Below are 11,632 nucleotides of genomic sequence, written 5' to 3' on the forward strand. Positions count from 1 at the left end.
AGTCCTCGGTGCGCTGCTACGGTGGAAACGAGATCAACCGAGGAGTGCGACGTGTTGGCAGGTGAAGACGACATCTCAGGGTGAGCCCTGGATGTGACGGGCCATTGCTTGGCGGTGGCCGTCCGAGTCGTCCCCTTTTCCCACTCGCGCGGTCGTTGTCCGCGCGCAGCACATCCTGAGGTCTCACACCCATGTCCGACGCATTCATCGTCGTGTCGTCCCTGTCGTTCTCCTGGCCCGACGACACCCCCGTGTTCGACGGCCTGTCCATCTCGGTGCCGGGCGGGCGCACCGGTCTCGTCGCCCCCAACGGCGCCGGCAAGTCGACGTTGCTCAAGCTCGTCGCGGGCGCGCTGGAGCCGTCCGGCGGCAGCGTGGCCGTCGAGGGCGTGCTCGCCTACCTGCCCCAGGACCTGCCGCTCACGGCCGGACTGACGGTGGCCGAGGTGCTCGGGGTCGCGGACGTGCTCGCGGCCATCCGCGCCGTCGAGTCCGGTGACGTCGCCGAGGAGCACTTCACCACCATCGGCAACGACTGGGACCTGGAAGAACGCACCCGTGCGCAGCTCGACCGCCTCGGGCTCGGCGACCTCGCGCTGGATCGCGGGCTCGGCACGTTGAGCGGCGGTCAGGTCATCTCGCTCGGCCTCGCCGCGCAGTTGCTGAAGCAGCCTGATGTGCTGCTGCTCGACGAGCCCACCAACAACCTCGACCTGGAGGCCCGGCACCGGCTCTACGACGTGCTGGACGACTGGCGCGGCTGTCTGCTCGTGGTGAGTCATGACCGGGCGTTGCTGGACCGGATGGACCGGATCGCCGAGCTCGACGGCGGCGAGATCCGCTTCTACGGCGGCGACTTCAGCGCGTACGAGGAGGCCGTGGCGGCCGAGCGCGAGGTGGCGGAGAAGAACGTCCGCAGCGCCGAGCAGGAGGTCAAGCGCGAGAAGCGGGAGATGCAGCAGGCCCGCGAACGGGCCGCGCGCCGTGCGTCCAACGCCCAGAAGAACCTCTCCAACGCGGGCCTGCCCCGGATCTTCGCGGGCAACATGAAGCGCAACGCGGAGGTGTCGGCGGCCAAGGCCGACGGCACGCACGCGGCCCGCCTCGGTGCCGCCCGCTCGAAGCTCGACCAGGCCGAACGGGCCGTGAAGGACGAGCAGAAGATCAGCCTCGACCTGCCGCAGACCGTCGTCCCCGCCGGCCGGACGTTGTTCGACGGCTCGGACGTCCGGGTGCGGGAGTTGTTCTCCGGCCTGGACTTCGCGATCCGCGGCCCCGAACGCATCGCGCTGGCCGCCCCGAACGGCGCGGGCAAGTCGACGCTGCTGCGGGTGATCCACGGATCGCTGGCCCCGGACAGCGGCGAGGTGAAACGGGCCGACGGCCGCGTCGCGTACCTGTCCCAGCGGCTCGACCTGCTCGACGACGGCCGCACCGTGGCCGAGAACCTGGCGGCGTTCGCCCCGGCCATGCCCCCGGCCGACCGGATGAACCTGTTGGCGCGCTTCCTGTTCCGGGGCACCCGCGCGCACCTGCCCGTCGGGGTGCTGTCCGGCGGCGAACGACTCCGCGCCACGCTCGCGTGCGTCCTGTTCGCCGAGCCCGCGCCGCAACTCCTGCTGCTGGACGAGCCGACGAACAACCTCGACCTGGTCAGCGCGGGCCAGCTGGAGAGCGCGCTGAACGCCTACCGGGGCGCGTTCGTGGTGGTGAGCCACGACGAGCGGTTCCTGAACGAGGTGAAGATCGACCGCTGGCTGCGTCTGGAGAACGGCAAGCTGCTGGAGGCCGCACGTGGCTGAAGCAGCCCTGGTGGCCACCGAACTCGTGCGCGGCTTCGCCGGGCGGCGGGTGCTCGACGGCGTCTCGCTGACCGCAGCACCCGGCCGCCGGATCGGCCTGATCGGCGAGAACGGCGCGGGCAAGTCGACGCTGCTGCGCCTGCTCGCGGGCGTGGATCAGCCGGAACGTGGAAAGGTGCAGCGGCCCGCCGACATGGGGTTCCTGCGCCAGGAGATGCCGTTCACCGACGAGGCCACGCTCGCCGACGTCCTGGACGACGCCTTGGCCCAGGCCCGCACGGACCTCGCCGAACTCGACCGGCTCAGCGCGGTGCTGGACGATCCGGCCAGGCTCGCCGAGTACTCCGAACGACTCGAACTCGCGCAGCTGCACGAGGCCTGGGACGCCGACCGGCGCGCCGACATCGTCCTCAGTGGACTCGGGCTCGGTGAGGTGGGCCGGGACCGGGCGCTCGGCTCGTTGTCCGGCGGCCAGCGACGGCGGCTCGATCTGGCGGCGCTGCTGATCCGCCGCCCCACCGCACTGCTGCTGGACGAGCCGACGAACCACCTGGACGACGACACGGCGGCGTTCCTGGAGGACCAGCTCCGGGCGTTGCCGGGGACGGTCGTGCTGGCGAGCCACGACCGCGCGTTCCTGGACGCGGTCTGCACCGACCTGGTCGACCTCGACCCCACCCCGGACGGCCCGGTCCGCTTCGGCGGCACCTATTCCGCCTACCTGCACCAGAAACGCGCCGACCGCGACCGCTGGGAACGCCGGTTCGCCGAAGAGCAGGAGGAGATCGCCGAGGTCCGCTCGTCGCTCGACCTGATCGCGGGCCGGGTGGCGCCGGACCGGCCGATGCGCGACGGCGACAAGATGGGCTACGGCGTCCGCGCGAACCGGGTGCAGAGCCAGATCTCCCGCCGCGTCCGCAACGCCACCCGCCGCCTGGAGGAGCTGGAACGCGCCGCCGTCCCCGCTCCCCCGCGCCCGCTGCGCTTCGCCCCGGACGTGGTGGCCGTCGAGGCCGAGGACATGGTGGCACTGCGGCACGTCCGGGTCCCCGGACGGCTGGCTCTCGACACCCTGGACATCCGCGACGGCGACCGTCTGCTCGTCACCGGCGTGAACGGCGCGGGCAAGTCGACGCTGCTGCACGTGCTCTCCGGACGCCTGCCGGCGGAAGGTGTCCGGCTCAGCCCTGGTGTGCGGGTGGGGTCGCTGGACCAGGACACGTCGTTCGCCAACCCGCGCCTGACCGCCCGCGCCACCTACGGCCGTGCGCTCGGTGCCGAACGGGTGGCCGCGACGCCCCTGGAATCGTTGGGGCTGCTGCACAAATGGGACCTCGGCAAGCCCGTCGGCTCGTTGTCGGTGGGCCAGCAACGGCGGCTGGCGCTCGCGTTGCTGGTGGCCGATCCACCCCACCTGCTGCTCCTCGACGAGCCGACGAACCACCTGTCGCCGACGTTGTGCGACGAGCTGGAGGACGCGCTGGGGCAACGAGGTCCGGGCGCGATCGTGGTCGCGAGCCACGACCGCTGGTTGCGGAAACGCTGGCGGGGCCAGGAAATCGGGCTGAGCGGCGTTCGCTCTCACTGAGCACGACGCACCTGCCCGTACGGCACCGCGTTCAGCACCGTGACGCGGACCGTGGCACCGCTCGGCGTCCGGTACGCGCGCTGCTCGCCCTGGCGGGCGCCGTTCACCGCGATACCCAGCGGGGAGTCCGGCGAGTACACCTCGGTCGTGCCGTGCTCGGCGCCGCGGACGCCGAGCAGGAACGTCTCGGTCTCACCGGTGTCGTCGAAGCTGACGGTGAGCACCATGCCGGGTTCGGCGACGCCGTCGTCCGGCGGGTCCTCGCCGACGATCGCGTTGACGAGGAGGTCCTTGATCTGGCGGATGCGCGTCTCGCGATCTCGCTGGGACAGGAAACCCGACTCGCCGGGTTCGTCGTGGTGGCGGACCGGGGAGAGCAGGGTCATCAGTTCGTTGCGGAGGCGGTGGTGCGCCTGCGGCGAGAGCCACACGCGCGGAGTCGTGCTCGTCATGTTCGCTCCATGCGTTGAGTGCCGTCAGGGCGATCTGGGGGAGGCATCGCCCTGACGGCGGGGGTGTCCGCGTCAGCCGGGTTCGGTCGGCTCTCGACTCGCGCGGACGGGAACGGGGCCGCGCAGCACGGCCTCGAAGTCGTGGGCGTAGCCGGTCGCCACGTCCAGGAGGATGTCGCGCTGCACTCGGAGGAAGTCGTTCTCCTTGCGCAGCCAGGCGAGTTCGGCGCGCTCGTCGTCGGTCAGCGGTGGTTCGGTGGCCACGCCGGCGTCACCGGAGCGGGTCGAACTCGCGCAGCGCGGCGGGCTGCTTGCCGGTGGTGATCTGCTCCGCCAGCAACCTGCCGGTGACGGGTCCCTGGGCGAGGCCCCACATGCCGTGACCGCCGGCCACGTAGACGCCGGGCAGGCGGGTCGCGCCGATGAGAGCGCGGCCGTCCGGGGTCACCGGGCGGGGGCCGACCCAGACGTCGGTGCGGTCCTCCCAGCTCACGCCGTCCAGCAACGGCCGGGCGGAGGCGACGATCGCGTCCACGCGGGCCTCGTCGGGCGGCGCGTCGGGGCCGCGGAACTCCATGGTGCCCGCGACCCGGAGGCCGCCCTGGTACGGCGTGCAGGCGACGCGCACCTCGGGCAGGTAGATCGGACCGGGGACCGGTTCCCGCACGGGCACCGTGAACGAGTAGCCGCGCCCGGCGCGCACCGCCGTGCGGACGCCGGTCGCCGCGGCCAGGCCCGGCAGCCAGGCGCCGGTGGCCAGCACGACGGCGTCGGCGGAGATCCTGTCACCGTCCTTCGCCACCACGGTCGCGCAGCCGCGGCCGGCGCGGACGTCGACCGCTTCGAGGGTGCGGAGGGAGGCACCGCGAGCGACCACCGCGCGTCCCAGCGCCCGCACGAACTCGCCGGGGTCGACGAACCGCTGCCCGTCTACGCGCACCCCGGCCGTGATCGCGGACGAGGCGAGCGGCGCGTGCTCGCGCAGGTCCGCTGTGGACAGTCGAACGTGGTCGACCTGCTGTCCTGCCGCCGCAAGGCGTTCGAGCTCTCGCAGCAGACCACGCGCCCGCCCGGCCGAGGTGAAGGCGGCGGTGATGGGCGCGTCGACGGTGAGCGCCTCGACGCCGTTGGCGGTGAGCACGTCGTAGGCCTCGACGCTCTCCTCGTTGAGCGGGAGGTTCGCCCGCACGGCCCTGGTCCACGACGGCCACCGGCAGTGCGCGGCGAAGCGCACGAGGAACGACCACAGCTTCGGGTCGGCGGTCAGCGGGACGTGCAGCGGCGCGGCCGGGTCGAGCACCGCGCGCAGGCCGTACCTCAGCACGGACGGCTCGTTCAGCGGAATCGCCAGTCCCGGCGCGATCCACCCGGCGTTGCCCCAGGACGCGCCCGCCGCGACCCCGGTCCGGTCGACCACGGTCACCTCGACCCCGCGTTCCTGCAGGAACCACGCCGCGGACAGACCGACCACGCCCGCGCCGACCACCACCGCGGAGCGCGGACCGCCGTCCAGGCGCTCGACGCCATCCATCCCGTCCTCCTGTCCTCGGTGCAACCGATTCCAGGGTGGGGTGGAGCAGGACCTCACCGCTTGTCCGATTCCTACAATCAGCAGTCAGCGATTGTCGGTTTCCGACACCGTCGCGGCGAGGTCGATCAGCATCGCGACCCGCTTGGCCGCGTCGTCCAGGCCGAGAGCGGTCACCTCGCTCATCTTGCGCAGCCGGTTGCGCACGGTGTTGCCGTGGACGCCGAGGCGCTCACCGGCGACGGTCAGGTCGCCCTGCGCCTCGAGCCACGCGCGCAACGTCGCGACGTGGTCGGTGCCGTGCTCGGCGTCGTGCCTGCGCAGGTCGGCCACCGGTCCGCGGGCCGGCGCCCGGCCGACCCGTGCAGCAGTCCGCAGGCGCTGCAACAGGATCTCGTCCCACGACTCGTCGTACGCGGGCGCGCGGGGCGCACCGGCCTCGTGCAGCGCCAGGCACTCGTCCGCCTCCTGCCGCGCTGCGGGCAGGTCCGCGGGCGGCGATCCCGCTGATCCCCGCAGACACGGTCACGTTCGCGGGCAACGCAGCCCTGAGCACGGCCAGCCACTCCCGTGCCGCCGCGACCCGCTCCCCCGGCAGGACCGTGTAGACGCTGTTGCCCGCGACGGCGCTGCGTCCCGGCCGTGACCAGCCGAAACCGGTGGTCGCCTGGTCGAACGCCTGCAGCACCGCCGCGTGCCGTTCCTCGCCGACCTGCGCCCGGACCGCGACCACCCTGGCGGGCCCCGGCGGGAGCCCGAGCTGGCTGATCACCGTGGCGGCGTCGGCCGTGCCCTCCAGGAGCCGGGTCACCCACTCCGACTCCACCTGCCGTTCCAGGTCCGCGCTGGCACGCGACCGCAGCAGGTGCAGCGCCACGATCCGGGCGCCGTCGGTCAGCGCGGTCCGCCGGGCGCCTTCCAACGGCGCGGGGCAGGCCACCCAGATCGTGCCCAGCAGCTCGCGGCCGACCCGGACCGCGACCACCATCCGCCCGGTCAGACCGCGACCGGGGTCCCCGGCCACGAAGAGCGGTTCGTCGGAGTCCCGCAGGTGCGCGCCCACGCCCGCCGCGTCGAACAGCTCCTGGACCCACGCGGGCGTCCGGCGCCCCATGATCGTCTCCAGCCGGGCAGCGTCGACCTCCTGCTGGGGGCCGGAGTAGGACAGCACGCGGGACAACCGGTCTTCGATGGTCACCGGGCCGCCCGTAGCGGCGGTGAGGCTGTCAGCGAGGGCGAACAGGTCGGTGGGCCCACGCCCGGACTCGGTCTCCCGCCCTTCGAGCACCAGGCCGTAGACGACGCCCGCCAGCTGGCTCCACGACAGGGACGGGTCGGCCAGCATCACCGCGACCCCGGCGGTCTCCCCCGCGGCGACGGCCTCGTCCCGGAGCTCCTCGCCACCGCGAACCAGCACGACGACCGCACGTGCCTCGGTCGCCGCGGCCACGGCCTCCCCGACGGACCCGGCTCCCACGGCGAGGTACACGTCACCGACCTCGGTGCGGTCGTCCGCGGCGTCGCGCAGGACGACACCGCGCAGCTCGGCCGAGCGCGACGCCGGGCGGCAGCACAACCGGACCCCGTACCCGCCCAGCACGTTGACCAGCCGGTCCAGCCTCACCATGTCGCCACCGTAGACGCCGGGCCAGCGGCGAGCACCGGCGTCCTCGGCGGAGGGGTCAGCCGGAACGACAGCTGGTGGCGCAAACGCTGACATGGCAAGGAGATCGGCACAATTCGGTGGACAGCCTCCTCATGATGGACCGATGGTCGTGTTCGAGTGCGTGGCGTGCGGAGCGGCGCTGACCGTGCCGCTGTCCCAGGTGGACCGTCCCGACCACGAGGACGTCGAGTGGGCCAACACCACCGACTTCACGCCTCCGCTGCTGGCCGACGGCACCTACGCCGCGCAGGGCGACTTCCTCGTCGCCCCCGGTGACGCCCGCGGGTTGTCCTGGATCGAGGACGGCTACGCGGGGTGGTGCTGCGGTGTCGACGGCTCGGCAGGCCCGAACCTGGCGTGCGCCTGCGGGCGGCCGGTCGCGGTGCGCGTGGACGACTGCTCGCGCTGGCAGGTCGTCCGCTTCGCACCGGGCGCTGTGCGTCCTGCGGGCTCGCCCGATCCCGTGCGGCCGTGGGAGGACTTCGACTGGCACGGCCCGTCGCTGGCAGACGGCGACCTGTGGTGGCAACGGCGCGTGGAGATCGCTGCGGGCATGGCCGTCGCACGCGCGTTGTTCGCGGCGGACGGGGCACGCGTCACCGTTGTGGAGGGACCGTTGGCCACCGTGTTCCAGCGCGCCCTCGACGAGTGGCAGCCTGCCGCCGGCCCGGCGCGGTCGCTGGCCCTGGCGGGTCCGGGTGTGCCGGGCGAGGCGGACCTGCTGCTGGTGCCGCGGCATCCGCAGACCGGCGAGGCGTGGCCCGGCGGTGCGGTGGCGGTGTCCGCCGAACTGTGGCGCTTGCTCGCTCACGACGTGCACCCGGTGCTGCCGAGGACCGGGGGCCAGTGGTCGGTCGAGCTGCGCGACGCCGCCCTGCCACCCCGCCCGCGTGACGTCGTCCCTGCTCACTGGGCGATCCGGCGCGAACTCGCGAAGTTGCGCGGCTGAGGCGAGCTCAGCCGTCCGTCGTGGACTTCGGCGATCCGGTCGACCGCCGTGAGGTGCGTGCGGTCGTGCGTGACCAGGACCGTCGCGGTGGACTGCTGGTGGGTGAGGCGGGTGAGCAGGTCGAGGACGGCGGCGCCGCGTTCGTGGTCCAGGGCGCTGGTGGGTTCGTCGACCAGCAAAACCACAGGGTCGTTCATCAACGCGCGGGCGATGTTCACGCGCTGGCGTTGCCCGCCGGAGAGCTGGTGCGGGCGGCGGTGCGCCTGAGGTGCCAGGCCCACGGCTTCGAGAAGCTCCAGGGCACGGGTGCGGGCCTTGGCCGGGGTTCGGCTCATCACCTGGAGCTGTTCGGCGGCGGTGAGGGCGGGCAGCAGGTTGGGCTGCTGGAAGACGATGCCGATCTTGTGGCGGCGCAGGCCGGTGAGTTCTCCTCGGGTCAGGTCGGCGGTCGCGGTGCCGTCGATGGTGACGGTGCCGGTGTCGGGTGTGATGAGGGCGGCGGCGACGGCGAGCAGGCTGGACTTGCCGGAACCGGACGGGCCGACCACGGCGGTGAGGCTGCCGCGCGGGACGTCGAGGGTGACCTGGTCGAGCGCGGTGAGGCGGGTGTCGCCGTCGGGATAGGTGAGGGTGACGCCGGTCAGGGTGAGACTCATCGGGCGCTCCCGAGGGCGGTCAGCGGGTCGACGGACGTGATGCGGCGGACGGCGAGCCCGGCGCCCAGCAGGCCGAGTCCGATCGTCACGGCGGCCGGGACGAGCACGGTGCCGGGCGTGAGGACGAACGGGATCGCCGAGCCGTCGAGCGCGGCACCGAGTGCGGCGGCGAGGCCGGTGCCGATCAGGGTGCCGCCGGCGAGCAGGAGGACGGCCTGGCCCAGCGCGTCCTTGAGCAGCTCGGCCGTGGTCGCGCCCAAGGCCTTCAGCACCGCGATGTCGGCGCTGCGCTGCACGGTCCAGACCGTGAAGAACGCACCGATCACCAGGGCCGAGATGACGAACAGGAAACCGCGCATCAGTTGCAGGGAGCCGTTCTCGGAGGTGTAGGAACCGATGGCGGACAAGGACTCGTCCTTGGTGACCGTCGTGGTTCCGGCCGCCTGGTCGGTGGCGGCGATGTCGACGCCGGACGTCGTCAGGGCGACCACGGTCGCCATCGCGTCGGTCGGAGGGGCGGTGGCACGCCAGACGTCGAGGGTGGTCCAGATGACCGGGGTGTGGCTGAACGACGCGTCACCGGACACGGCGACGACGGTCAGCCGCCGCCCGGCCAGGACCAGGTTGTCGCCGGGCCCGATCCCGAGGTCGCGAGCGGCCACAGTGGACAGCACGACCGAGTTCTCGGCGAGGCCGGGAGCGAGAGCGGACCCGGTCCGGACGCCGAAGACCGAGACGCCCGCGCTCCGGTCACCCGCGATCGCCTTGGTGGTGGTGATGCCCAGCGGTTCGGCGCTGGTGACCCCCGGCGTGGCCGCCCACTGCCGCCACTGCGCCTCGGTGACGGCCGAGTCCGCGTAGGACACTCCCTGCGCGAAGACGATGTGGTCGGCGGGCAGGCCGGTGATGGCGGAGACGTTCTGGCGGCCGAGTCCGGCGGTCAGCCCGGACAGCAGGCCGACCAGCAGCGTGATCAGCACGATGACCGAACCCATGAGGGCGAAGCGACCCTTGGCGTGCAACAGGTCTCTCCAGGCGACGAACAACGGCCTGGTCCTTTCCGGTGGTGGAGCAGGGACGTTCTCCACGATCGACCTCGGCGCCCCGTTCCGGATCTGGCCGCGGATAGCAACTCACGAGCGGAAAGGCGGCGCGCCGGTTGTACCTTTCGACAGAGGTGGCAACCGCCGGCGCTGCGTAGCCTGGGACGCACTGTGAACGCCACTCCCGCCGTCGCCCCGATCAACCAGGTGCTGACCCGATGTCTGCACCTGCTGCTCATCGCGCTGCTCGCGCTGGCGGCAACACGGGCCGTGACGGGCGGAAAACCCCAGGCGGGAGCCGTCATCGTGGTCGCCGTGCTCTGCGCGGCGGTGTACGTGCTCGGACCTCTGTCCCCGCGGGTCCGCTCGTCCCGGGTGGTCGCCGCGCAGTGGCTCGGTGCCGTCACCGTCGCCTGGCTCGTGCTGGTGATCCTGACACCGGACGGCGTGTGGGTCGCGTTCCCGCTGTACTTCCTCCAACTCCACCTGCTGCCACGGCGAGGAGGCCTGGGCGCGGTGTCCATCACGGCGCTGGTCGCGATCACCGCGTTCGCCGCGCACCAGGGGACGTTCAGCCCGGCCGCCGCCATCGGCCCGGCGCTCGGTGCCGCCGTCGCGGTCGCCGTCGTGTGGGGCTATCAGGCCCTGTACCGGGAGAACGAGCAGCGCCGGCGGTTGATCGAGGAGCTCACCGCAACTCGCGCCGACCTGGCCGCCGCCCAGCACGACGCAGGGGTGCTGGCCGAACGCGAACGGCTGGCCCGCGAGATCCACGACACCCTCGCCCAGGGCCTGTCGAGCATCCAACTGCTGCTGCGCGCCGCCGGACGTTCGCTACCCGAGGGCAAAGCGGCCGGATACGTGGAACAGGCCCGCCAGGCCGCAGTGGACAACCTCGCCGAGGCCCGCAGGTTCGTAGCCGCTCACACCCCACCCGCACTAGACGGCACAACGCTGGCAGGCGCGCTGGAACGCCTGTGCGCAGCCACCCCAGGCACGCGCTTCCAGCTGGTCGGCACCCCAGGCGCACTGCCGATCGCGCACGAGGTCGCTCTGCTGCGCATAGCCCAGGCAGCCCTCGCCAACACGCTCCGGCACGCGAACGCCACGACCACCGACGTAACCCTGACCCACCTCGCCGACGAGGTCGCGCTGGAGATAGCGGACGACGGCGTCGGCTTCGACCCGTCGCTCCCGGTTCCCGACGGCTTCGGACTGGCCGCCATGCGCGCCCGAGCCCGCGCGCTGGGCGGCTCGCTCACGATCCGGTCGACCCCAGGCAAGGGCGCGGTGCTGACCGCCCGGTTTCCCCTGGCCAGGTCATGATCCGCCTGCTGCTGGCCGACGACCACCCGATCGTCCGGGCGGGCCTGCGAGCCGTGCTGGAAACCGAACCCGGACTAGTCGTGGTCGCCGAAGCCGCCACCGCCGAGGACGCCGTGACACGGGCGTTCCAGGGCGACATCGACGTAGTGCTGATGGACCTGCGGTTCGGCGCCGGCATGACCGGAGCCGAGGCCACGGCGGCGATCACCGCACGCCCCGGCGCACCCCGAGTGCTGATCGTCACGACCTACGACACAGACGCGGACACCCTGCCCGCCATCGAGGCGGGCGCCACCGGCTACCTGCTCAAGGACGCGTCACCCGAAGACCTGGCAGCCGCCGTGCGCACCGCCGCCGCCGGACGCAGCACCCTCGCCCCCACAGTCGCCGACCGGCTGCTGACCAGGATGCGCCTGCCCGACGCCGCACTGACCAGGCGCGAGATCGAGGTGCTGTCCCTGGTAGCGGACGGCCTGTCGAACCGGGCGATCGCGGCTCGCCTGCACCTGACCGAGGGCACGGTGAAGTCGCACCTGGCCCGCTGTTACCCCAAACTCGGCGTCGACTCGCGCACGGCCGCCGTGGCCACCGCCACGGACCTCGGTCTCATCCGCCGCTAGCC

The 11,632-nt window shown here is 72.7% G+C and carries 10 protein-coding genes and 1 pseudogene; 5 read left to right on the forward strand and 6 right to left on the reverse strand.

The features are described 5' to 3' along the window. Nucleotides 1-191: 191 nt before the first annotated feature. The gene (locus JNUCC0626_RS12750) at nucleotides 192-1,802 is read left to right on the forward strand and encodes an ABC-F family ATP-binding cassette domain-containing protein (RefSeq protein ID WP_394619931.1); all 1,611 of its coding nucleotides are present in this window, start codon (nucleotides 192-194) and stop codon (nucleotides 1,800-1,802) included. Then, nucleotides 1,795-3,390: an ABC-F family ATP-binding cassette domain-containing protein gene (locus JNUCC0626_RS12755; protein WP_394619932.1), complete on the forward strand. Its 1,596-nt coding sequence runs from the start codon at nucleotides 1,795-1,797 to the stop codon at nucleotides 3,388-3,390. The genes JNUCC0626_RS12750 and JNUCC0626_RS12755 overlap by 8 nt, the downstream gene beginning before the upstream one ends. On the opposite strand, the gene JNUCC0626_RS12760 is transcribed toward JNUCC0626_RS12755, so the two are convergent. The 4 genes and pseudogenes from JNUCC0626_RS12760 to JNUCC0626_RS12775 form a co-directional block, all read right to left on the reverse strand. Next, the gene (locus JNUCC0626_RS12760; protein WP_394619933.1) at nucleotides 3,384-3,842 is read right to left on the reverse strand and encodes a GreA/GreB family elongation factor; all 459 of its coding nucleotides are present in this window, start codon (nucleotides 3,840-3,842) and stop codon (nucleotides 3,384-3,386) included. The two genes, JNUCC0626_RS12755 and JNUCC0626_RS12760, sit on opposite strands and share 7 nt — an antisense overlap. A 72-nt stretch (nucleotides 3,843-3,914) precedes the next feature. Next, a complete protein-coding gene (locus JNUCC0626_RS12765) occupies nucleotides 3,915-4,106 on the reverse strand; it encodes a hypothetical protein (RefSeq protein WP_394619934.1) in 192 nt (63 codons plus the stop codon). 7 nt (nucleotides 4,107-4,113) lie between these two features. Then, complete coding sequence (locus tag JNUCC0626_RS12770) at nucleotides 4,114-5,373, reverse strand: NAD(P)/FAD-dependent oxidoreductase (protein WP_394619935.1); 1,260 nt, start codon at nucleotides 5,371-5,373, stop codon at nucleotides 4,114-4,116. A gap of 84 nt (nucleotides 5,374-5,457) precedes the next feature. Further along, nucleotides 5,458-6,997: pseudogene (locus tag JNUCC0626_RS12775) on the reverse strand (PucR family transcriptional regulator). A 142-nt stretch (nucleotides 6,998-7,139) separates the two neighbouring features. On the opposite strand from JNUCC0626_RS12775, the gene JNUCC0626_RS12780 reads away from it, so the two are divergent. Then, complete coding sequence (locus tag JNUCC0626_RS12780; RefSeq protein ID WP_394619936.1) at nucleotides 7,140-7,985, forward strand: hypothetical protein; 846 nt, start codon at nucleotides 7,140-7,142, stop codon at nucleotides 7,983-7,985. On the opposite strand, the gene JNUCC0626_RS12785 is transcribed toward JNUCC0626_RS12780, so the two are convergent. Then, nucleotides 7,943-8,641: an ABC transporter ATP-binding protein gene (locus JNUCC0626_RS12785; protein ID WP_394619937.1), complete on the reverse strand. Its 699-nt coding sequence runs from the start codon at nucleotides 8,639-8,641 to the stop codon at nucleotides 7,943-7,945. The genes JNUCC0626_RS12780 and JNUCC0626_RS12785 overlap by 43 nt on opposite strands. After that, on the reverse strand, nucleotides 8,638-9,687 hold the full coding sequence (locus tag JNUCC0626_RS12790) for an ABC transporter permease (RefSeq protein WP_394619938.1): 1,050 nt from the start codon (nucleotides 9,685-9,687) through the stop codon (nucleotides 8,638-8,640). Before JNUCC0626_RS12790 ends, JNUCC0626_RS12785 begins: the two co-directional genes overlap by 4 nt. 168 nt (nucleotides 9,688-9,855) lie before the next feature. Between JNUCC0626_RS12790 and JNUCC0626_RS12795 the strand changes: the two genes are divergently transcribed. Then, nucleotides 9,856-11,010, forward strand: coding sequence for a sensor histidine kinase (locus JNUCC0626_RS12795; RefSeq protein ID WP_394619939.1), 1,155 nt, complete (start codon nucleotides 9,856-9,858; stop codon nucleotides 11,008-11,010). Further along, complete coding sequence (locus JNUCC0626_RS12800) at nucleotides 11,007-11,630, forward strand: response regulator (protein WP_394619940.1); 624 nt, start codon at nucleotides 11,007-11,009, stop codon at nucleotides 11,628-11,630. The genes JNUCC0626_RS12795 and JNUCC0626_RS12800 overlap by 4 nt, the downstream gene beginning before the upstream one ends. The last annotated feature ends 2 nt before the right edge of the window (nucleotides 11,631-11,632 follow it).

Source organism: Lentzea sp. JNUCC 0626 (genome assembly GCF_043632865.1).
Lineage (GTDB): Bacteria > Actinomycetota > Actinomycetes > Mycobacteriales > Pseudonocardiaceae > Lentzea.